We start from the raw sequence: 21,565 nt of genomic DNA, 5'->3' as shown, positions 1-21,565 counted from the left end.
GCCGTCCGGATCCGCCCCGCACGGCGCGGGCGGGTCAGAGGCGCGGGCGGGTCAGAGGCCGTAGATCTCCTCCAGGACGCGGGCCACCCCGTCGTCGTCATTGGCGGCGGCCCGCAGCGGCGCCGCGGCCAGCACGTCCGGGTGGGCGTTGCTCATCGCGTAGCCGGTCCCCGCCCAGGTCAAGGTCGACAGATCGTTCGGCATGTCGCCGAAGGCGACCACCTCGGAGGCGCCGATCCCGCGCGCCGCGCACCAGAGGGCCAGCGTGCCGGCCTTGGTGACGCCGGGCGAGCTGATCTCGAGCATGCCGGAGCCGCCGGAATGGGTGACCTCGACACCGGTGAGCGCGGCATCGTGCGCCGCCGTCATCATCAGGTCCGCGTGGTGGCCGGTGGAGTGCACGAGGAGTTTCACGATGGATTCGTCGGTCTCCCACAGTTCGGCGGCGGTGTCCACGATCACCTCCTGGAAGTCCTTCTTCCCGAAGTCCCGTTCGCTGACGAGGCGGCGCCCGGTCTCCAGGGCGATCGTCGAGCCGGGCAGCACCGCGACGAGCACCTCCGCCGCCTTGCGCGCCACGGCCGTCGGCAGCAGCCGTGAGTCGAGGAACAGCCGACCGGGAACGTCGTAGACGATCGCGCCGTTGCAGCAGATCGCGATCCCTTCGTGGCCTGCCGCCTCGGCCATGCTGTCCACGTAGCGCGGCGGCCGAGCGGTCACGAAGACGACCTCGGCGCCCGCCGCCTCCGCCGAACGCAGCGCCCGCCGGGTCCGTGCCGAGACCGTTCCGTCGCTGCGCAGCAGGGTGCCGTCGAGGTCGGTGGCCACGATCCGGGGAAGCGAATGGGGCCGGTTAGCAGTCATGTTCGGATCATGGCAGATGCGGCGGAAAAGGGTGGAGGCGGCGCCTCCGCACGAGACGCCGCCCCCGGTGAGGGTGGGAAATGGTTCTACGGGGTGACGGGGTGACGGGGTAACGGGGTGCGGGGTGCGGGGTGCGGGGTGACCGGCCGCACGCTGGTCACCCCAGACGGTCACCGGCTGTCGTTGCCCGACGGCGCAGCCGCCGCGCGGCCCGCTTCGAGACGGGCCACAGGGATGCGGAACGGCGAGCAGGAGACGTAGTCGAGCCCGACCTCGTGGAAGAAGTGGACGGACTCGGGGTCACCGCCGTGCTCGCCGCAGACGCCGAGCTTGAGATCGGGGCGCGCAGCGCGGCCGGCCTCGCAGGCGGAGCGGATGAGCGCGCCGACGCCGTCCCGGTCGATGGTCTCGAACGGGGAGACGCCGAAGATGCCCTTCTCCAGGTAGGCGGTGAAGAAGCTGGCCTCGACGTCGTCGCGGGAGAAGCCCCACACGGTCTGGGTCAGGTCGTTCGTGCCGAAGGAGAAGAACTCCGCGGCCTCGGCGATCTGGCCCGCGGTCAGGGCCGCGCGCGGCAGTTCGATCATCGTGCCGAGGGTCAGTTTGAGGTTTATGCCGGTGGCGGCCTCGACCTCGGCGATGACCTTCTCGGCCTCCTCGCGGACGATCTCCAGCTCCTGGACGGTGCCGACGAGCGGAATCATGATCTCCGGACGCGGGTCGCCCTTCATGTTCTTGCGGTGGGCGGCCGCCTCAGCGATCGCCCGTACCTGCATCGAGAACAGACCGGGGATGACGAGGCCGAGCCGGACGCCGCGCAGCCCGAGCATCGGGTTCTGCTCATGGAGCTTGTGGACGGCCTGCAGCAGTCGCAGATCGTTCTCATTGGCGTCGTTGCGGGACTCCGCGAGCGCCACCCGCACCGACAGCTCGGTGATATCGGGCAGGAACTCGTGGAGCGGCGGGTCGAGGAGCCGGACCGTCACCGGGAGGCCGTCCATCGACTCGAAGAGTTCGATGAAGTCGGCCTTCTGGAGCGGCAGCAGGGCACTGAGTGCCTCATCGCGCTCGCTGTCGGTGTCGGCGAGGATCAGCCGCTCGACCAGCTCGCGCCGCTCGCCGAGGAACATGTGCTCGGTGCGGCACAGGCCGATGCCCTGGGCGCCGAAGCGCCGTGCGCGGTTGGCGTCCTCGGCGTTGTCGGCGTTGGCCCGTACGCGCAGCCGGCGTACCCGGTCGGCGTAGGCCATGATCCGGTGGACGGCCTGGACCAGCTCGTCGGCGTCGTCGGCGCCCGCGTGCATCCGGCCCTCGAAGTACTCGACGACCGGGGACGGGACGACCGGGACCTCGCCGAGGTACACCGTGCCGGAGGAGCCGTCGATGGAGACGACGTCGCCCTCCTCGATGACGATCCCGCCGGGGGCGGTCATCCGGCGCCGCTTGGTGTCGACCTCGATCTCCTCGGCGCCGCACACACAGGTCTTGCCCATGCCGCGGGCGACGACGGCCGCGTGCGACGTCTTGCCGCCGCGCGAGGTCAGGATGCCCTCGGCGGCGATCATGCCGTTCAGGTCGTCCGGGTTGGTCTCACGGCGGATCAGGATGACCTTCTCGCCGGACCGCGACCACTTGACGGCGGTGTAGGAGTCGAAGACCGCCTTGCCGACGGCCGCGCCGGGCGAGGCGGCGATGCCGCGCCCGAGCTTCTGCGCCTTGGTGCTCTCGTCGAAACGCGGGAACATCAGCTGCGCGAGCTGCGCGCCGTTGACCCGCTGCAGGGCCTCGGCCTCGTCGATCAGTCCCTGGTCGACCAGCTGCGTGGCGATCCGGAAGGCCGCGCCCGCGGTGCGCTTGCCGACGCGGGTCTGCAGCATCCACAGGTGGCCGCGCTCGATGGTGAACTCGATGTCGCACAGGTCCTTGTAGTGCGTTTCGAGCTTCGTCATGATCTGCATCAACTGGTCGTAGGACGACTTGTCGATGCCTTCGAGATCGGCGAGCGGCACGGTGTTGCGGATGCCCGCGACCACGTCCTCGCCCTGTGCGTTCTGCAGGTAGTCGCCGTAGACGCCCGCGTGGCCGCTGGCCGGGTCACGGGTGAAGGCGACGCCGGTGCCCGAGTCGGGGCCGAGGTTGCCGAAGACCATCGAACAGATGTTGACGGCCGTGCCCAGGTCGCCGGGGATGCGCTCCTGGCGGCGGTAGAGCTTGGCGCGGTCGGTGTTCCACGATTCGAAGACCGCGCGCACGGCGAGGTCCATCTGCTCGCGCGGCTCCTGCGGGAACTCCCGGCCGGCCTCCTTGAGCACGATGCCCTTGAACTGCTGCACGAGCTGCTCGAGGTCGGCCGCGTCGAGCCCCAGGTCGCTGTCGGCGCCCTTGGCGCGCTTGGCCTCTTCGAGTGCCTCCTCGAAGAGCTCGCCGTCCACGCCCATCACGGTCTTGCCGAACATCTGGAGCAGCCGGCGGTAGGAGTCCCACGCGAAGCGCTCGTCCCCGGCCTGGGCGGCGAGCCCGGCCACGGAGGCGTCGGACAGGCCGATGTTGAGGACCGTGTCCATCATGCCCGGCATGGAGAACTTCGCCCCGGACCGCACGGACACCAGCAGCGGGTCGTCCGGCTGCCCGAGCTGTTTGCCCATCTGCCGCTGGAGGGCGTCGAGGTGCGCACTCACCTCGTCGCGCAACTCCGCCGGTTCGTGGCCGGAGTCCAGGTAGACCTTGCAGGCCTCGGTGGTGATGGTGAAGCCCGGAGGGACGGGCAGACCGAGGTTGGTCATCTCGGCGAGGTTCGCTCCCTTGCCGCCGAGCAGATCTTTGAGTTCCTTGTTGCCCTCTGTGAAGTCGTAGACGAACTTCTGCGTTACCTGTCGTTCCGACACGGGGCCTCGACTCCTCGGTGACGGGATGCCCTGACTGGCCGGGAGCGTACCCATCTCCAAGGCTCTGAACTATGTCCATCACCACGTCACACGGCCGTAACCACTCGTCTGCCACTAGATCGAAAGTATTCCGGCTCAACGGGCTGCGATTGATTTCGTTCACTTGTCGAATTAATGATCGCGCAGTGTGCTCCACTCGCGGCCGATCGGTCACGAGGAGTGAGGAATCGTTGATCAAGTGGAGACGACTTGGTGGCACTCAGTGCCATGCATTGGAGAGATGCAGTGGCTCCCCAGTCGCTCATCTGAGCGCAACCCCTATCAAACGTGGCGTGAATCACGCGCTCACGAGGGCGGGCTGGACGCTCCGTCTTACAGTCCGGACGCCTCAGCCACCCGAGGTGTCGAGTTCGGCGTCCGGGCTGATGGCGGCGCAGTCGTAGGGGTCGTTCAGCCAGCCGTCCGGGAGGACGACGCGGTTGTTGCCCGCGGTGCGGCCGCGCGGGCCCTCGGCGCTCTCGGGCCAGGGCTGGTCGAGGTCCACGGCGGCCAGGTGCTCGTCCAGCTCGGCCAGTGAGGAGGAGACGGCGAGGCTGCGGCGCAGCTGGGAGCCGACCGAGAAGCCCTTGGTGTACCAGGCGACGTGCTTGCGGAAGTCGACCACGCCGCGCTCCTCGTCGCCGATCCACTCGCCGAGCAGCTCGGCATGGCGCCGCATGACGACGGCGACCTCCTTGAAGGCCGGCCGGGCCTGGGCGGAGCCGCCCTCCATGGCGCTGACCAGGTCGCCGAAGATCCAGGGGCGGCCGAGGCAGCCGCGGCCGACCACGACCCCGTCGCAGCCGGTCTCGCGCATCATCCGGATCGCGTCGTCCGCGCGCCAGATGTCGCCGTTGCCGAGCACCGGGATCTCCGGGACGTGCTCCTTGAGGCGGGCGATGGCGTCCCAGTCGGCGGTGCCGCCGTAGTGCTGGGCGGCGGTACGGCCGTGGAGGGCGACCGCGGTGATGCCCTCCTCGACCGCGATCCGCCCGGCGTCGAGGTACGTGATGTGGTCGTCGTCGATGCCCTTGCGCATCTTGATGGTGACCGGCAGATCGCCCGCGTTCCCGACCGCCTCGCGCAGGATCGCGCGCAGCAGGTTCCGCTTGTACGGGAGGGCTGAGCCGCCGCCCTTGCGGGTCACTTTGGGCACCGGGCAGCCGAAGTTGAGGTCGATATGGTCGGCGAGGCCCTCGTCTGCGATCATACGAACGGCCTTGCCGACGGTCACCGGATCGACGCCGTAGAGCTGGATGGAGCGCGGCTTCTCGGTCGCGTCGAAGCGGATCAGCCGCAGTGTCTTGGAGTCCCGCTCGACGAGTGCGCGGGTGGTGATCATCTCGCTGACGAACAGTCCCTTGCCGCCGGAGAACTCGCGGCACAGCGTGCGGAACGGCGCGTTGGTGATGCCGGCCATGGGGGCGAGCACCACCGGCGGCCACACGGTGTGCGGGCCGATCTGGAGTGGCATGGGGGCGTCAGCGGTCATGGCCCCATTGTCGCGTACGCCGGACGGGGAAATCGATGTACCGCTCACGTAATTGTGTGCCCTTCACCACGGGGTCACGGAGCCACGGAGCCACGGGGAGGCCCGACGTGCCGGAGCTGAGCCGCCGGCGCCGCATGCTCGTGCTGGCGATCTGCTGCATGAGCCTGCTCATGGTCAGCCTCGACAACACCATCCTCAATGTGGCGCTGCCCTCCATGCAGAAGGAACTGCACTCCTCCGTCGCCGGTCTGCAGTGGACCATCGACGCCTACACGCTGGTGCTCGCCTCGCTGCTGATGCTGGCCGGCTCGACGGCCGACCGGATCGGCCGCCGCAGGGTCTTCCAGACCGGGCTGGTGCTCTTCACCGCCGGTTCGGTGCTGTGCAGCCTCGCGCCGGGCCTCAGCTGGCTGATCGCGTTCCGGATGGTGCAGGCGGTCGGCGGCTCGATGCTCAACCCCGTCGCGATGTCGATCATCACCGACACCTTTCACCGGCCCGCGTGAGCGCGCCCGTGCGATCGGGGTGTGGGGCGGTGTCGTCGGCGTCAGCATGGCGGCGGGCCCGGTGCTCGGCGGGCTGCTCGTCGAGAGCGTCGGCTGGCGCTCCATCTTCTGGACCAACCTCCCGGTCGGGCTGCTCGCGCTGGCCCTGACCGCTCGCTTCGTCCCCGAGTCGCGGGCCCCCAAGGCGCGCCGGGTGGACCCGGTCGGGCAGCTGCTCGTCATCGCCCTGCTCGGCTCCCTGACCTACGCGATCATCGAGGCCCCGGATGCGGGCTGGACCTCGGCGCTCATCCTCGGCTGCCTGGCGGTCTCCATCGGCTCGCTCGCCGGCCCGCTCAGCTACGAGCGGCGCCGCACCGACCCCCTCATCGAGCCCGAACATCCCGCTTCAGGACGAACCGGCCGCCGCGAGGACTCGGCCCGCGCCCGACGAGGGACCGCACAGCCCGTACAGCCGCTCCAAACGGCCGCGCGTCACGTCGTCCACCGGGGTGTACGTGATGAGGCGCGGACTGCCCTGGCGCGGGCCGAGCCACAGATGGGTGAAGTCGAAGGTGAGCAGCCCGACCTGCGGGTTGAGGAAGCGCTTGGAGCGGGTCTCCGGTTGCAGGACCTCATGGCGGTCCCACGCCTCGCAGAATTCCGGGGACGCCTGCTGAAGGCGCTTGAGGAGCGACTTCCAGGCGGGTTCGGCAAGATGCTCGGCCATCGCGGAACGGAATTTGGCGGCCATCGTCCTGACCACCTCTTCCCGGTCGACCAGCGCCTCGCGCCACGCGGGGTCGGTGAACGCCAGCCACATGATGTTGCGGTCCTCGAAGGGCCGCGCGTCCAGGTCGTCGATCATCCGCCCGTAGGTGCGGTTGTACGCGATGATGTCGTACCGGCTGTTGGCGACGTAGGCGGGCAGCGGTTCGAGCTGCTCCAGCATCGTGCGGATCTGGTCCGACATGCCGGGGCACTCGCCGTAGGGGTTCGGGTCGGGGACTCCGGCGAGGGTGAAGAGGTGCACCCGCTCGTTCGGGTCCAGCATCAGGGCGCGGGCGATGGCGTCGGCGACCTGCGCGGACACCTGGATGTCCCGGGCCTGTTCCAGCCACGTGTACCAGGTGACGCCGACCGCGGCGAGCGTGGCGACCTCCTCGCGGCGCAGCCCGGGGGTACGGCGGCGGCGTCCCGGCGGCAGGCCGACCTGCTCGGGGGCGATGCGCTCGCGGCGGCTGCGCAGGAACGAGGCCAGCTCGCGCCGCCGGACGCTGTCGCTCGACTCTTGCGGGACCGTGGTCATCGTGGTCATGCTCCCAGGATGCCTGAGAGCTCAGCCGGTTGCCTAGTGGTTCTTATACCTGGATAAACACTCTCTGGTACCACCCTGAAATCAGGCGCATCGTTGCTTCCGTGACCCAACCAATGGAACGTACCCGTGTCCTCCCCTCCCGGGCCGAGGTCCTCCCCCGGGTGACCCGCATCGGGACCCCCGCCGGTCCCGTACTGACGGCGCTCGGACTCTTCACCGTGCTGCTCGGCGCGGCTCTGCCGCTGATCGACTTCTTCATCGTCAACGTCGCCCTGCCCACCATCGACCGCGACCTCGCCGCGGGACCGGCCATGCTGGAGCTCGTGGTGGCCGGCTACGGGACCGCGTACGCCGTGCTGCTGGTGCTCGGCGGGCGGCTCGGCGACATGTTCGGCCGCCGCCGGCTCTTCCTCGCCGGGATGGCCGCCTTCGGTCTGACCTCACTGGCCTGCGGGCTCGCGCCCGACGCCTGGACGCTGGTCGGGGCCCGGGTGGCGCAGGGCGCCGCGGCCGCGCTGATGCTCCCCCAGGTGCTCGCCACCATTCAGTCCTCCACGGCCGGGACGCGGCGCGCCCGTGCGCTCAGCCTGTACGGGGCGACGGCCGGCCTGTCGATGGTCGCCGGGCAGATCCTCGGCGGCGTCCTGGTCGCCGCCGACATCGCGGGCACCGGATGGCGCGCGGTGTTCCTGGTGAACGTGCCGGTCGCGCTGATCGGCCTGGTCCTGGCAGCGCGTACCGTCCCCGAGACCCGCTCGGAGCGCCCTGCCCCGATCGACGTCCCCGGCACCCTGCTGCTGGCCGTCTCCCTGATCACGCTGCTGGCGCCGCTGACCGAGGGCCGCGCCGCCGGCTGGCCGCTGTGGACCTGGATCTCGCTCGCCGCGTTCCCCTTCGCGGCCTGCGCGTTCTACGCCGTCGAGCGCCGCGCGGACCGGCAGGGCCGCACCCCGCTGGTGCCGCCGAGCCTGTTCCAGCTGCCCGGCATGCGGCGCGGGCTCCCGCTCGTGCTGCCGTTCTCCATCGGCTTCGGCGGCTTCATGCTGGTGATGGCGGTGGCCCTGCAGCAGGGCCTGGACTTCGGCCCGATCGCGGCCGGTACGGCGCTGGCACCGCTCGCCGCCACCTTCTTCGTCGCCTCTCTGATGGGGCCGCGGCTGGTGGCGCGGTACGGCAGCCGCGTGGTCACCGTCGGCGGCCTGATCCAGGCGCTCGGCCTCGTCCTGCTGGTGGCCGCCGCCCTGTACGACTGGCCGCACCTGAACGGGTTCGCGCTCGCGCCCGGCATGGCGGTGGCCGGCTTCGGGCAGGGACTGCAGCTCCCGGTGCTCTTCCGGATCGTGCTCGCGGACGTTCCCGCCGAGCGGGCCGGTGTCGGCAGTGGGGTCATGGTCACCACCCAGCAGTCCGCGCTCGCGCTCGGTGTGGCGACGCTCGGCACGCTCTTCCTCGCCCTGATCCCGTCGGTCGGTATGCGGGACGCCCTGGTCACCACTCTGATCGTGCAGCTCGGCGTGGTCGCCCTGACCGTTCTGCTGAGCCTGCGGCTGCCCCGCGCCATCGTCTGACCCGGCCGTACGTCCCCCATCCCTCGCTTATCGAATGACAATTATTGAAATATGTCAGTCCATATGCCATGCTTCTGGTATCCCCTCCCCGACTCCCCGTCCAAGGAGCTCCCCGTGCAGAAGCACCGCACCCTCGGAACCACCGGCCCCCGCGTCTCCGCCCTCGGACTCGGCGCCATGGGCATGTCGGCCCTCTACGGCCGCAGCGACGACACCGAGTCGACCGCCACCATCCATGCCGCGCTCGATGCCGGAATCACCCTGATCGACACCGGCGACTTCTACGGCATGGGCCACAACGAACTGCTCATCCGCGACGCCCTGCGCACCAGCACCCAGGGCCGCGACCAGGCCGTCATCAGCGTCAAGTTCGGGGCGCTGCGCGACGCGGACGGGGGCTGGTCCGGGTACGACGGACGGCCCGCCGCTGTGAAGAACTTCCTCGCCTACTCGCTCAACCGCCTCGGCACCGACCACATCGACATCTACCGGATCGCCCGCGTCGACCCCGCCGTGCCGATTGAGGAGACCGTCGGCGCCATGGCCGAGCAGGTTCAGGCCGGCCATGTACGGCACATCGGGCTGTCCGAGGTCGGTGCCGAGACCCTGCGCAGGGCCGCGGCCGTCGCCCCGATCTCGGATCTGCAGATCGAGTACTCGCTGTTCTCGCGCGGCATCGAGGACGACATCCTGCCCACCGCCCGCGAACTAGGCATCGGCGTCACCGCGTACGGCGTGCTGTCCCGCGGGCTGCTCAGCGGCCACTGGACGCGCGAGCGCTCCGCGGAATCCGGCGCGAACGGCGACTTCCGCGGTATGAGCCCGCGCTTCTCCGGGGACAACCTGGACCGCAACCTCGGACTCGTCGAGGCGCTCCGGAAGATCGCCGGGGCCAAGGGCGCCACCGTCGCGCAGGCCGCGATCGGATGGGTGCTGGCGCAGGGCGAGGACATCGTGCCGCTGGTCGGCGCGCGCCGCCGCGACCGCCTCACCGAAGCTCTCGGCGCGCTCGACGTGACCTTCGACGCGGCCGACCTCGCCGCGATCGAGGCCGCGGTCCCGGCAGGCGCCGCAGCGGGCGACCGCTACCCGCAGGCACAGATGGCGCACCTCGACAGCGAGCGCTGACGCCATCCCTGCGGGGGCGTAGCCTGCGGCGACGGGTGCGGATACGTCGGCACCCGATAGCCGCTCACCCCCCGCACCCACCACACTGGGGACGTACCACCCCGCACCGAAAGGCCCCCCATGCCGTCCCCACCCCGGACCCTGACCACCGACCGCATCCTCGAAGCCACCGAGGACGTACTGCGCCGCTTCGGCCCCGCCAAGGCCACCGTCGTGGATGTGGCGCGGGCCCTGGGCGTCAGCCACGGCACCGTCTACCGGCACTTCGCCAGCAAGGCCGCGCTCCGCGAGGCCGTCACGCAGCGCTGGCTGGACCAGTCGCACTCCACGCTGTCCGCCGTCGCGGCGGGGCCGCAGCCCGCGCCCGTGCGGCTGCGGCAGTGGCTGACGGAGCTGTTCGCGGCGAAGCGCCGCAAGGCCGGCGGCGATCCGGAGCTGTTCGCGACGTACATGGCGCTCGCGGGCGAGGCCAGCGCGGTGGTCGCCCAGCACGTCGAGGACCTGGTCGGACAGCTCGCCGCCATCGTCGAGGACGGGGTCGCGCGCGGCGAATTCTCCCTGCCCGAACCCGTCGACCCCGCCACCGCCGCCCGCGCCGTCTGGGACGCCACCGGCCGCTTCCACGACCCGGCGTACGCCGCCGAGTGGTCGCAGCCCGGTATCGACGCTGCCTTCGACGCGGTCTGCGACCTGCTGCTGCACGGACTGCGGGCTCAGGGCGCCCCGGACGTATAGACGACATCCACCGAGCCCGACCCCGCCGTCGCGTCGATGATCCGCGGCGAACTGCTCTCCTGCAGCCCCGTGGCGTACTCCCGCGACCCGCTCCCGCTGCGCCCGACCACCTGGTAGCGGGACCCCGGCGGGACGCCGATCGTCACGGCGCCGGAACCCACTTCGGCCGTCACCTTGTCGGGGGCGGAGGCGAAGGCCAGGTCCAGCGAACCGGAGTTCGCCCCCACGTCGGCCGTCCGGGAGGAGAGCCCGGTGCCGTCGATGGCCCCCGATCCGGTGCGGGCCCAGATGGTGCCCCCGACATCGGTCAGGGTGGTGGACCCGGAGGTACTCGTCAGGTCGAGACGGCCGGTGGTGCCGCGCACTTCGGTGGACCCCGAGGTGCCCACGACCTGGATCTCGATCTCCGGCGGGACGTCGAACTCCAGTTTCACCGAGCAGTCCAGGCCGGTCAGCGACCACCAGCCGGGGCATTCCGCCTGCACTTTCAGGACACCGCCATCCCACACCTTCCTGACCTGCGGCTTCGCCGTCGACCAGGTCAGCGTCTGCTTGACGCGCACCTGGCCCGCGGGCCCGGGGCGCACCGTCACCGACGCGCTGCCCGCGTCCACCTGCAGCCGATGGACCCGTCCCCCGGGCGGGAGTTCGAGCGACTGGGTGGGCTCGGGCCGGTGCCCGCCGAAGTACGCCCAGGTCTCCACGGCCATCGGCGCCACGATGAACAGCGCGCTGATCACCGCGACGACAAGCCAAGCCCCACGGCGCCGCCGTTGCCCGGCATCCACCCGCCCGCCATCCACACCTCCGGCGCCCCCGGCGCCCGCGGCGCTCACGCGCCCTCCAGGAAGCGCAGCACGGCGAGCACCCGGCGGTGGTCACCGTCGGACTGCGGCAGATCGAGCTTGGCGAGGATGTTGTTGATGTGCTTGGCGACCGCGCTCTCGCTGACCACCAGTTGCTCGGCGATCCCCGCGTTGGACCGGCCCTCCGCCATCAGCGAGAGCACTTCGCGCTCGCGCGGCGTCAGCCGCTCCAGCGGGTCGGTGTTGCGTCGCAGCAGCAGCTGCGCGACCACCTGCGGGTCCAGCGCGGTGCCGCCGGCCGCGACCCGGCGCAGCGCGTCGATGAACTCCTCGACGTCCGCGACGCGTTGCTTGAGCAGATAGCCGATTCCGCCGCCATGGGCCGACAGCAGGTCGGCCGCGTACCGCTCCTCCACGTACTGGGAGAGCAGCAGCACGGCGGTGTCCGGCCACTGCCGGCGGATCACCAGGGCGGCCCGTACCCCCTCGTCGGTGAAGCCGGGCGGCATCCTGACGTCCACCAGGGCCAGTTGCGGCCGGTGCTCGTCGACAGCCGACAGCAGGGCCTCGGCGTCGCCCACCTCGGCGGCGACCTCGAAGCCCGCGGTCTCCAGGACCTTGACCAGTCCGATGCGCAACAGGACCGAGTCCTCGGCGATTACAGCCCGCACGGCAACTCCACAGTGATGATGGTCGGGCCCCCGGCGGGGCTGTTGATCCGGATCGATCCGTCGACGGACCCGACGCGCTGCGCGAGCCCGGCCAGGCCGGTCCCGCCGGCCACGTCGGCGCCGCCGATCCCGTCGTCGATGATGGTCACCCGCAGGACGTCCCCGTGCCTCCGCACCCCGACGTCCACGCGGTCCGCCCGCGCGTGCTTGGCGACGTTCGCGAGCGCCTCGGAGACCACGAAGTACGCGACGGCCTCCACGGTGGGCGAGGCGCGCCGCTCCATCTCCACCTTCAGATGGACGGGCAGCGGCGCTCGCGCGGCGACCCCGGACAGGGCGGCGTCCAGGCCCCGGTCGTCCAGGACGGCCGGGTGCAGGCCGCGCACCAGGTTGTTGAGCTCCTCGATGGCTTCCTTGGCCTCGCGGTGCGCCTCGTCGATCACCTTTCGCGCCTCGGGCGGCAGGTCGGTGAGGGTGGCGCGGGCCAGGCCGAGGTTCATCGCGAGGGACACCAGCCGCTGCTGGGCGCCGTCGTGCAGATCCCGTTCGATACGGCGGCGTTCGGCGTCCGCCGCGTCCACCACGCCCGCCCGGCTCTCGGCGAGGTCCTCGACGCGGCGCCGCAACTCCTTGGCCCGGTTGGGCCCGAGCAGCGCGGCGGCCGCGGAGGTGTCGAGCCGGGCGACGGCGGCGGCCAGGAAGGGCGTCAGGAACAGCAGGACGAGTCCGACACCCGTGACGAGCGTGTACTGCTCGGTCCAGCCGGGCAGCCGGTCACGGACCGGCAGCGCCCACACCCAGGAGAAGACCAGCGTGCCGAAGATCCCCGCGACCCAGGAGCAGACGACGACCACCGCTCCGGTGGCCGCCAGCGGGGCGGCCAGCAGGTGGTAGCCGGACTGCCGCCAGGTCGCCTCGGAACGCAGCCACTGCCAGGCGCCACGCGGGGTGTACCAGGGCCTCGCCCGGGTCACCCGGGGGACGTTCAGCCCGAGCAGCGACCAGAACCGGCTGCGTTGCAGCGCCGTCAGCGGGCCGGACACCAGGAGCAGCGCGGGCAGCAGGATCAGCGACCACCAGTCCGTCACCAGGGCGAAGATCAGCAGCACGCTCGCGGCTGCCGGCGGCACACCCGCCGTGACGAACGCCGTGTTCCGCCACGCCCAGGCCGACCATGGGGCGTACGCGGCGGCTTGTCGGAGTGCGCGCCGCAGCGGCCCTGTTGATGCCATGCGCTCACCGTAGAGCCCCAGGTGGGGCCGTGTGCATCCCGTAGGGGTCCGGTCTCGGGGTATAGCCAGCACCACCTCAAGTCGGACCCGGGGGTTACTGACCCGGGCGGGCCCGCGGACGAGGCTTGCTCCTGTGCCCGACCGCCGGGTCCGGAAGGAGATCACCACCATGTCCGTCCTGGAGATGCCGACCACCCGGATCGGTCCGTCGGCCACCGCGGCCGCGTCGCACACCACGCACACCACGCACACGTCGAACGCCGCGAACGCCGCGAACCGCGCGAACTCCTACGGCGCCGAGATCATCGAGCTGTTCGCCGTCCCGGAGCCCGTGCCCCGCCGGCCGCGACCGCTCGGCTACCTCCTGGTCGCGCTGGGCCTGGCCATGATCCCCTGGCTCTTCGTCCTGGCGACCTCGCTCCCGGCCACGGCGCAGGCGTCCCACTGGTCGACCGCCTGGGTGGGCCTCGACGCTCTGGAGGCCATCGGCCTCATCGGCACCGGCCTGCTGCTGCGCCGCCGCGACGCCCGCCGGGGGCCGGCCGCCGCCGCCACCGCGATGCTGCTGGTGGTCGACGCGTGGTTCGACGTGACGACGGCCGCGCCCGGGGCGGATATCGCGTCCGCGATCGGGATGGCGGTGTGCGCCGAACTCCCACTGGCCGCGCTGTGCGTGGTACTTGCCGTACGGGCGTCAGCACCTCACTGATCTCCTCAAACGCCGGCGGGGCTGGATTCCGGCCCCGCCGGGCGTTTGAGGCGAAAAGCGATCAGCAGCCGAGCAGTCGGCCACCGAGGTACGACGTGATCTGGTCCAGCGACACGCGCTCCTGCTTCATGGTGTCGCGCTCGCGCACCGTCACCGCGTTGTCATCGAGCGTGTCGAAGTCGACCGTGACGCAGAACGGCGTACCGATCTCGTCCTGGCGCCGGTAACGGCGGCCGATGGCGCCCGCGTCGTCGAACTCGATGTTCCAGTTCTTCCGCAGATCGGTCGCCAGGCCCTTGGCCTTCGGCGACAGCTGCGGGTTGCGGGACAGCGGCAGGACGGCGACCTTGACCGGCGCCAGGCGCGGGTCGAGGCGCATGACGGTGCGCTTCTCCATGACGCCCTTGGCGTTGGGCGCCTCGTCCTCGTTGTACGCGTCGAGCATGAAGGCGAGCATGGCGCGGTTGACGCCGGCCGCCGGCTCGATGACGTACGGGAACCAGCGCTCGCCGGCCTCCTGGTCGAAGTACGACAGGTCCTGGCCCGAGGCCTCGGAGTGCGCCTTGAGGTCGAAGTCGGTGCGGTTGGCCACACCCTCGAGCTCGGAGAACTCGTTGCCGCCGAAGTTGAAGCGGTACTCGATGTCAGTGGTGCGCTTCGAGTAGTGCGACAGCTTCTCCTTGGCGTGCTCAAACCAGCGCATGTTGTCCGGGTTGAGGCCCAGGCCGGTGTACCAGTTCCAGCGCTGCTCCATCCAGTACTCGTGCCACTGCTCGTCCTCGCCCGGCTTGACGAAGAACTCCATCTCCATCTGCTCGAACTCGCGGGTGCGGAAGATGAAGTTGCCGGGCGTGATCTCGTTGCGGAAGCTCTTGCCGGTCTGGGCGATGCCGAACGGCGGCTTCTTGCGCGAGGTCGTCTGCACCTGGGCGAAGTTGGTGAAGATGCCCTGGGCGGTCTCCGGCCGCAGATACGCGATGGAGCCCGCGTCCTGGGTCGGGCCGAGGTGGGTCTGCAGCATGCCGGAGAACTGCTTGGGCTCCGTGAAGGCGCCCTTGTTGCCGCAGTTCGGGCAGTTGATGTCGGCGAGGCCGTTGGCCGGCGGACGGCCGTGCTTGGACTCGTACGCCTCCTCCAGGTGGTCCGCGCGGTAGCGCTTGTGGCAGGAGGTGCACTCGGTCAGCGGGTCGGAGAACGTCGCGACGTGGCCCGATGCCTCCCAGACCTCGCGTGCCAGGATGACCGACGAGTCGAGTCCGACGACATCCTCGCGCGAGGTGACCATGGAGCGCCACCACTGGCGCTTGATGTTCTCCTTGAGCTCGACGCCGAGTGGCCCGTAGTCCCAGGCGGCCTTGGAGCCGCCGTAGATCTCGCTGCACGGGAATACGAAGCCTCGGCGCTTGCTCAGGCTGACGATGGTGTCGATCTTGTCGGCGGCCACGGTGCTCTCTTCAGTACGACGAAGCGGTCAGTTGCCCCAGGTTACCGGCGGGCGTGGCCCCGGTATCAAATCGGTTCCGGCGGAAGTCCGGGGACTTAGGCCAATTGACAATCGTTTCCACTTCAGATGAAAATGGGTGTCATGAACAAACGCACCGGTCTGATACCCGCCGCCGTCGCCGCAGTCTCCGCGCTCGCACTGCTCACGCTGAGTGCGTGCTCCGCGACCGACGCCGCCGGCAGCGCGGGGAACAGCGGGAAACTGAAGGTCACGGCGTCCTTCTACCCGATGGAGTTCCTGGCCGGGCAGATCGGCGGCGACCATGTCGCCGTCACCGCGCTCACCAAGCCGGGCGTCGAGCCGCACGATCTGGAGCTCACCCCCAAGCAGACCGCCGCCCTCGGCGAATCCGACGTGATCGTCTACCTCAAGGGCCTGCAGCCCGCCGTGGACGATGCCGTCAAGCAGTCCGGCGTGAAGAACACCGCCGACGCCGCATCCCTCACCCAGCTCGAGGGTCACGGCACCGAGGTCGACGGCCATCACCACACCACCGGCGACAACCACTCCGGCGTGGGCGAGGCCGGCGCCGACCCGCACGTCTGGCTCGACCCGGTGAAGTACGCCGAGGTCGCCAAGGGCGTCAACACCACGCTCGCCAAGGCCGACCCGAAGAACGCCGCCGCGTACCAGAAGAACACCGACGCGCTGGTCAAGAAGCTGGACGCGCTGAACACCCAGTTCACCGACGGGCTCAAGAACCGCGCCTCCGACACCTTCATCACCACCCACGCGGCCTTCGGCTACCTCGCCGAGCGCTACGGCCTGGTCGAGGAGGCCATCGGCGGCATCGACCCCGAGACCGAGCCCAGCGGCGCCCGTATCAAGGCCCTGCAGAAGCTCTCCGCCGAGCACCACGTCACGACGGTCTTCTTCGAGACGCTGGCCAGCAACACCACCGCCAAGACCCTGGCCGGCGACCTGAAGCTCAAGACCGATGTACTGGACCCGCTCGAGGGCATCACCGACAAGTCCAAGGGCCGCGACTACTTCGAGGTCCAGCAGAGCAACCTCAAGGCCCTGCAGACGGCGCTCGGCCCCAAATGAAGGCACCAGTGACGGAGGTACGCATGCAGCGGGACCCGGTCATATCCCTGCGCGGGGCGACGGCCTCACTCGGCTCACGGCCCGTACTGCGCGGGGTCGACCTGGCGGTCGGACGCGGCGAGGTCGTCGCGCTGCTCGGGGCGAACGGCTCCGGCAAGTCGACGGCGGTACGCGCCGTCGTCGGCCAGGTGCCGCTCAGCGAGGGCGAGCTGGACCTGTTCGGCACCCCGCTCAAGCGCTTCCGCGACTGGGCCAGGATCGGCTACGTACCGCAGCGCACCACCGCCGCGAGCGGAGTGCCCGCGACCGTCCGCGAGGTCGTCTCCTCCGGCCGGCTGGCCCGCACCGGACTGCGGCGGCTGGGCCGGGGCGACCGCGCGGCCGTCGACCGGGCCCTGGAGCTCGTCGGCATGGCCGACCGCGCCAAGGACTCCGTCAACGCGCTGTCCGGCGGCCAGCACCAGCGGGTGCTCATCGCCCGCGCGCTGGCCGGCGGCCCCGAACTGCTGATCATGGACGAGCCGATGGCCGGTGTGGACGTCGCCAGCCAGGAAATACTGGCCGGCACCCTGCGCGAGCAGGTCGCGGGCGGTTCCACCGTGCTCCTCGTCCTCCATGAGCTGGGACCCCTGGAGCCGCTGATCGACCGCGCGGTCGTGCTGCGCGACGGCTGCGTCGTCCACGACGGCCCGCCGCCCCGGGCCGTGGGCCAGCACGCGCTGCCCGGCCACGACCATGTGCACCCGCACGCCCATGACGCCGAACCGATCAGGACGGGGCTGCTGAGCTGATGGACATCCTCAACTACGCCTTCATGCAGCGGGCCCTGATCGCCGCCGTCCTGGTCGGCATCACCGCCCCCGCCATCGGCATCTACCTCGTCCAGCGCCGCCAGGCGCTGATGGGCGACGGCATCGGCCATGTCGCGATGACCGGCGTCGGCCTCGGCTTCCTGCTCAACGCCAGCCCGATCTGGATGGCCACCGCCGTCGCCGTCGTCGGCTCCGTCGCCATCGAGCTGATCCGCTGGTACGGCAAGACCCATGGCGACATCGCCCTCGCGATGCTCTTCTACGGCGGCATGGCCGGCGGCGTGATGCTGATGAGCATGTCCAAGACGGGCTCCAACGCCAATCTCGTCACGTATCTCTTCGGCTCGCTCAACACCGTCTCGCCGCAGGACGTCACCACCATCTGCGCGCTCGCCGGCTTTGTGGTGCTTGTCACAGTCGGACTGCGGCGGCAGCTCTTCGCGATCTGCCAGGACGAGGAGTTCGCCCGCGTCACCGGGCTGCCGGTCCGGCTGCTGAACCTGCTCGTCGCGGTCACCGCCGCCGTCACCGTCACCGTCGCCATGCGCGTGGTCGGCCTGCTGCTCGTCAGCGCCCTCATGGTCGTCCCGGTGGCCGCCGCACAGCAGCTGTCGCGCAGCTTCGCCATGACCTTCGCGCTGGCCGTCCTGATCGGCGTCACGGTCTCGTTGTCCGGCGCCGTCACGTCGTTCTACGTCGATGTACCGTCGGGACCGACGATCGTTCTGCTGGCCATCGCCATCTTCATCACGCTGGCCGCGCTGGCCGGTCCGCTCGCCAGAAAACGGGCGCGTGGTTCCGCTGCAGCCGAGAACCGGTGCACCCTGGAGGTGCCCGGGGCGCGCACCCAGCAGGACGACGTTCGGGTTTAGCCGCTCCGGCCTGACACAATGACGACCGACCGGACATCCGGACGGTTACGACCGAGAAGGAGGCACCGGTGACGACCGCCAAGCCCCCCGTGCAGGGCCGATCGACCCGGCAGCGTGCCGCCGTCGCCGCCGCGCTCGACGAGGTCGAGGAATTCCGCAGCGCCCAGGACCTCCACGACCTCCTCAAGCACCGTGGTGACTCCGTCGGCCTCACCACCGTCTACCGCACGCTCCAGTCCCTCGCCGACGCCGGCGAGGTCGACGTCCTGCGCACCGACGACGGCGAGTCCGTCTACCGCCGCTGCTCCGACGGCCACCACCACCACCTCGTCTGCCGCGTCTGCGGCAAGGCCGTCGAGGTCGAGGGCCCCGCCGTCGAGAAGTGGGCCGAGGCCATCGCCGCCGACCACGGCTTCGTCAACGTCGCCCACACGGTGGAGATCTTCGGCACGTGCGCCGAGTGCGCCGCCAAATAGCCTCCGGCTACGGAAGCCCGACCGCTCAGCGGTCGATGCAGGTGTACGCCCCGTCCGGTGCCGGGGAACGCCTCCGGCTGCGACGCCTCTGCCACCCCGGCGCGCCCCATCGCGATGAAGAGACCGGCAGTCCGAGCAGCGACGCCGCGACCAGGCCGCGCCCGGCCGAACGGACCCGCGCCTCGGACACCGTCAGCCCTCCCGAGGAACCTCGTTCGGCAGCGCGCCCCCGAACCGGCGGTCGCGCGAAGCGTATTCGTGGCAGGCGCGCCAGAGGTCGCGGCGGTCGAAGTCGGGCCAGAGGACGTCCTGGAAGACCATTTCGGCGTAGGCGGACTGCCAGAGCAGGAAGTTGGACGTGCGCTGCTCGCCGGAGGGGCGGATGAAGAGGTCCACGTCCGGCATGTCCGGGTAGTACAGGTACTTCGCGAAGGTCTTCTCGTTGACCTTGGAGGGGTCGAGTTTGCCGGCCTTCACGTCCGCGGCCATGGCGGCGGCCGCGTCCGCGACCTCCGCGCGGCCGCCGTAGTTGACGCAGAAGTAGAGCGTCATGGCGTCGTTGTTCTTCGTCTGCTCCTGGGCGACCTGGAGCTCCTGGACGACGGACTTCCACAGCTTGGGCATCCGGCCTACCCAGCGGATGCGGATACCGAGGGCGTCCATCTCGTCACGGCGGCGGCGGATGACGTCGCGGTTGAAGTTCATGAGGAAGCGCACCTCGTCGGGCGAGCGCTTCCAGTTCTCGGTGGAGAAGGCGTACAGGGAGAGGTTCTTGACGCCCAGCTCCAGGCTGCCCTTGAGGACGTCGAGGACGACGGACTCGCCGATCTTGTGGCCCTCGGTGCGCGGGAGGCCGCGTTCCTTGGCCCAGCGGCCATTGCCGTCCATGACGATGGCGACGTGCTGAGGTACCAGCTCCCCCGGGATCTTGGGGGGCAGGGCGCCGGACGGATGCGGGTCCGGAGCCCGGTACTCGGGTCGGGAACGGCCCAGAATCCCGCGACGTGCCATGCGCGTTGCCTCTCCTACGTCTACGTCTCTTACTGCTTCTGCTGCTGATACCGCTGTTACCGCTGGTGTTTTTGTGTTGCTGCTACTTCTCGACGAACTTCAGCGAGCGCAGTCCGCGCTCCAGGTGCCACTGCAGATACGCCGCGACCAGCCCGCTGCCCTCCCGGCAGAAGTGCGGCTCGCACGCGTCCGCCGTCTCCCAGTCCCCGCCGAGCAACGCGCCGAGGAGTTCAAGGGACTCCCGTGAGGGTACGACGCTTCCCGGCACCCTGCACTCGGCGCAGACGACTCCTCCCGCTCCAACCGAAAAGAACCGATTCGGCCCACCCATCCCGCATTTCGCGCAGTTGTCGAAACTCGGCGCGTAACCGTTCACCGCCAGCGACCGCAGCAGGAAGGCGTCGAGGATCAGCCGCGGCTGGTGGTCGCCGGAGGCCAGGGTGCGCAGGGCGCCGACCAGGAGCAGATACTGCTGGACGGCCGGCTCGCCCTCGTGGTCGGTGAACCGTTCCGCCGTCTCCAGCATCGCCGTGCCGGCGGTGTAGCGGTCGTAGTCGGCGACGATGGCGCTACCGTACGGAGCTATCGTCTCACCCTGCGTACAGAGCGGCAGTCCGCGCCCGACCAGCTCCCCGCCCCTTGCGAAGAACTGCACATCGACGTGGCTGAACGGCTCCAGCCGCGCCCCGAACTTCGATTTCGTGCGGCGAACTCCCCGGGCCACCGCCCGCACCCGCCCGTGCCTGCGGGTGAGCAGCGTGATGATCCGGTCCGCCTCACCCAGCTTCTGGGTGCGCAGCACGATGCCGTCGTCGCGGAACAGACTCATACGGCCCATTGTCCCGTACCACGCGGCGCCCCATGGCCGTCGCATCGTCTTCGTACAGACCGTCCCGGCGCTCATCGCCCTCGCGCTCGTCCTCATCGCCCACTGACGCCCGTTCGCCCTCAGCCCTCGCCCGCCGCCCGGATCAGTCCCGACTCGTAGGCGGCGATGACCAGTTGGGCGCGGTCGCGGACCGCGAGCTTGCCCATGATGCGACTGACGTGGGTCTTGGCGGTGAGCGGGCTGAGCCCGAGCGCCTCGCCGATCTCGGTGTTGTTCAGGCCCCGGCCGACCAGCGTCAGGACCTCCTGCTCCCGGTCCGACAGACCCGTGAGACCGGCCGGGGCGGGGCCGGGCGGCGGCCGGTCGGGCAGCCGCAGGACGCGGGCGATGAGGCGGGCCGTGGGGCCGGGCGACAGCAGCGCGTCGCCCGCGGCGACCGTGCGGATGGCGTCCAGGAGCTCGGCGGGCCGGGTGTCCTTGACCAGGAAGCCGCTGGCTCCGGCCCGTAGCGCCGCGACCACGTGCTCGTCGGTGTCGTACGTGGTCAGCACCAGCACTCGCACCCCGGCGAGAGCGCCGTCCGCGGCGATGATCCTGGTCGCCTCGATGCCGTCGAGGTCGGGCATCCGGATGTCCATCACCACCACATCGGCGCCGGCGCTGCCGGCCAGCGCCGCGGCCTCCCGGCCGGTTCCCGCCTGCCCGACCACCTCCATGTCGGCCGCGGACTCGACGAGCATCGCGAACGCGGCCCGCACCAGCGTCTGATCGTCGGCGAGCAACACCCGGATCGTCGGCGGAGCGGTTGCGGTGGATGCCATCGGTGACGTCATCGGGTCGCTCCTTCAAGCGGATCTGCGAGCGGGACTGCGATCGGATCTGCGAGCGGGACTGCGATCGGGTCTGGCAGCGATCCTTCTGCCGGGACCTCCGGAGGGTCTTCGCCGTCTTCGAGGCCGTCCTCCAGCGATCCCCCGAGCGGGAGCACTGCCGTGACGGCGAACCCGGCGCCGTCCGCCCGGGGTTCGGCCACCAGCCGCCCGCCGACGCTGCGGGCGCGCTCCCGCATGCCGACGATGCCG

The 21,565-nt window shown here is 70.5% G+C and carries 20 protein-coding genes and 1 pseudogene; 9 read left to right on the top strand and 12 right to left on the bottom strand.

The window, feature by feature from the left end; all coding sequences use genetic code 11:
- Nucleotides 1-51 precede the first annotated feature (51 nt).
- The 3 genes from QMK24_RS24700 to dusB form a co-directional block, all read right to left on the bottom strand.
- Nucleotides 52-864 carry an HAD-IIB family hydrolase gene (locus QMK24_RS24700; RefSeq protein WP_283468959.1) on the bottom strand — a complete coding sequence of 271 codons (813 nt, stop codon included), beginning with the start codon at nucleotides 862-864 and terminating at the stop codon, nucleotides 52-54.
- A 170-nt stretch (nucleotides 865-1,034) separates the two neighbouring features.
- The gene (ppdK, locus tag QMK24_RS24695) at nucleotides 1,035-3,749 is read right to left on the bottom strand and encodes a pyruvate, phosphate dikinase (RefSeq protein WP_283468957.1); all 2,715 of its coding nucleotides are present in this window, start codon (nucleotides 3,747-3,749) and stop codon (nucleotides 1,035-1,037) included.
- Nucleotides 3,750-4,137: 388 nt separating this feature from the next.
- A complete protein-coding gene (dusB, locus tag QMK24_RS24690; RefSeq protein WP_283468955.1) occupies nucleotides 4,138-5,280 on the bottom strand; it encodes a tRNA dihydrouridine synthase DusB in 1,143 nt (380 codons plus the stop codon).
- A gap of 107 nt (nucleotides 5,281-5,387) precedes the next feature.
- On the opposite strand from dusB, the pseudogene QMK24_RS24685 reads away from it, so the two are divergent.
- Nucleotides 5,388-6,159, top strand: a pseudogene (locus QMK24_RS24685) (MFS transporter); the annotation flags it as partial.
- 15 nt (nucleotides 6,160-6,174) lie between these two features.
- Here QMK24_RS24685 and QMK24_RS24680 read toward each other — a convergent pair.
- Nucleotides 6,175-7,083, bottom strand: coding sequence for a helix-turn-helix transcriptional regulator (locus tag QMK24_RS24680; protein WP_283468952.1), 909 nt, complete (start codon nucleotides 7,081-7,083; stop codon nucleotides 6,175-6,177).
- 113 nt (nucleotides 7,084-7,196) lie between these two features.
- Between QMK24_RS24680 and QMK24_RS24675 the strand changes: the two genes are divergently transcribed.
- From QMK24_RS24675 to QMK24_RS24665, 3 genes are all read left to right on the top strand, one after another.
- Nucleotides 7,197-8,651 carry an MFS transporter gene (locus QMK24_RS24675; RefSeq protein WP_283469004.1) on the top strand — a complete coding sequence of 485 codons (1,455 nt, stop codon included), beginning with the start codon at nucleotides 7,197-7,199 and terminating at the stop codon, nucleotides 8,649-8,651.
- Nucleotides 8,652-8,828: 177 nt separating this feature from the next.
- Nucleotides 8,829-9,779 carry an aldo/keto reductase gene (locus tag QMK24_RS24670; RefSeq protein WP_283469003.1) on the top strand — a complete coding sequence of 317 codons (951 nt, stop codon included), beginning with the start codon at nucleotides 8,829-8,831 and terminating at the stop codon, nucleotides 9,777-9,779.
- 120 nt (nucleotides 9,780-9,899) lie between these two features.
- Nucleotides 9,900-10,514, top strand: a complete 615-nt coding sequence (locus QMK24_RS24665; RefSeq protein ID WP_283468951.1) for a TetR/AcrR family transcriptional regulator — start codon at nucleotides 9,900-9,902, stop codon at nucleotides 10,512-10,514.
- Here the strand turns inward: QMK24_RS24665 and QMK24_RS24660 are convergent.
- The 3 genes from QMK24_RS24660 to QMK24_RS24650 all read right to left on the bottom strand — a co-directional run bounded on the left by QMK24_RS24660 (nucleotide 10,493) and on the right by QMK24_RS24650 (nucleotide 13,223).
- Entirely contained in the window at nucleotides 10,493-11,254 is a 762-nt protein-coding gene (locus QMK24_RS24660) for a DUF4097 family beta strand repeat-containing protein (protein ID WP_283468949.1), read from the bottom strand. The two genes, QMK24_RS24665 and QMK24_RS24660, sit on opposite strands and share 22 nt — an antisense overlap.
- Nucleotides 11,255-11,346: 92 nt before the next feature.
- Nucleotides 11,347-11,991, bottom strand: coding sequence for a response regulator (locus QMK24_RS24655; RefSeq protein ID WP_283468948.1), 645 nt, complete (start codon nucleotides 11,989-11,991; stop codon nucleotides 11,347-11,349).
- The gene (locus tag QMK24_RS24650; RefSeq protein ID WP_283468946.1) at nucleotides 11,979-13,223 is read right to left on the bottom strand and encodes a sensor histidine kinase; all 1,245 of its coding nucleotides are present in this window, start codon (nucleotides 13,221-13,223) and stop codon (nucleotides 11,979-11,981) included. Before QMK24_RS24650 ends, QMK24_RS24655 begins: the two co-directional genes overlap by 13 nt.
- A gap of 169 nt (nucleotides 13,224-13,392) precedes the next feature.
- Here QMK24_RS24650 and QMK24_RS24645 point away from each other — a divergent pair, with 169 nt between their 5' ends.
- Nucleotides 13,393-13,932: a hypothetical protein gene (locus tag QMK24_RS24645; protein WP_283468944.1), complete on the top strand. Its 540-nt coding sequence runs from the start codon at nucleotides 13,393-13,395 to the stop codon at nucleotides 13,930-13,932.
- Nucleotides 13,933-13,993: 61 nt separating this feature from the next.
- Here QMK24_RS24645 and QMK24_RS24640 read toward each other — a convergent pair whose 3' ends face one another.
- The gene (locus QMK24_RS24640) at nucleotides 13,994-15,376 is read right to left on the bottom strand and encodes a glycine--tRNA ligase (protein ID WP_283468941.1); all 1,383 of its coding nucleotides are present in this window, start codon (nucleotides 15,374-15,376) and stop codon (nucleotides 13,994-13,996) included.
- A gap of 141 nt (nucleotides 15,377-15,517) precedes the next feature.
- On the opposite strand from QMK24_RS24640, the gene QMK24_RS24635 reads away from it, so the two are divergent.
- From QMK24_RS24635 to QMK24_RS24620, 4 genes are all read left to right on the top strand, one after another.
- Nucleotides 15,518-16,483, top strand: coding sequence for a metal ABC transporter substrate-binding protein (locus QMK24_RS24635; protein WP_283468939.1), 966 nt, complete (start codon nucleotides 15,518-15,520; stop codon nucleotides 16,481-16,483).
- A 23-nt stretch (nucleotides 16,484-16,506) separates the two neighbouring features.
- Nucleotides 16,507-17,274 (top strand): metal ABC transporter ATP-binding protein, encoded by a 768-nt coding sequence (locus QMK24_RS24630; RefSeq protein ID WP_283468937.1) that lies wholly within the window; start codon nucleotides 16,507-16,509, stop codon nucleotides 17,272-17,274.
- On the top strand, nucleotides 17,274-18,167 hold the full coding sequence (locus tag QMK24_RS24625) for a metal ABC transporter permease (protein WP_283468936.1): 894 nt from the start codon (nucleotides 17,274-17,276) through the stop codon (nucleotides 18,165-18,167). Before QMK24_RS24630 ends, QMK24_RS24625 begins: the two co-directional genes overlap by 1 nt.
- Before the next feature lie 68 nt (nucleotides 18,168-18,235).
- Complete coding sequence (locus QMK24_RS24620) at nucleotides 18,236-18,643, top strand: Fur family transcriptional regulator (protein WP_283468934.1); 408 nt, start codon at nucleotides 18,236-18,238, stop codon at nucleotides 18,641-18,643.
- 192 nt (nucleotides 18,644-18,835) lie between these two features.
- On the opposite strand, the gene QMK24_RS24615 is transcribed toward QMK24_RS24620, so the two are convergent.
- The 4 genes from QMK24_RS24615 to QMK24_RS24600 form a co-directional block, all read right to left on the bottom strand.
- Nucleotides 18,836-19,654, bottom strand: a complete 819-nt coding sequence (locus QMK24_RS24615; RefSeq protein ID WP_283468932.1) for an isoprenyl transferase — start codon at nucleotides 19,652-19,654, stop codon at nucleotides 18,836-18,838.
- Between the two features lie 82 nt (nucleotides 19,655-19,736).
- Nucleotides 19,737-20,483 carry a DNA repair protein RecO gene (recO, locus tag QMK24_RS24610; protein ID WP_283468930.1) on the bottom strand — a complete coding sequence of 249 codons (747 nt, stop codon included), beginning with the start codon at nucleotides 20,481-20,483 and terminating at the stop codon, nucleotides 19,737-19,739.
- 119 nt (nucleotides 20,484-20,602) lie between these two features.
- Complete coding sequence (locus QMK24_RS24605; protein WP_283468929.1) at nucleotides 20,603-21,316, bottom strand: response regulator transcription factor; 714 nt, start codon at nucleotides 21,314-21,316, stop codon at nucleotides 20,603-20,605.
- On the bottom strand, nucleotides 21,313-21,565 hold a 253-nt coding region (locus tag QMK24_RS24600), incomplete at its 5' end, for an ATP-binding protein (RefSeq protein ID WP_502989162.1). The genes QMK24_RS24605 and QMK24_RS24600, both read right to left, overlap by 4 nt.

This window comes from Streptomyces sp. PH10-H1 (genome assembly GCF_030063355.1).
Lineage (GTDB): Bacteria > Actinomycetota > Actinomycetes > Streptomycetales > Streptomycetaceae > Actinacidiphila.
This window is presented reverse-complemented; position numbering and strand designations above follow the sequence as displayed.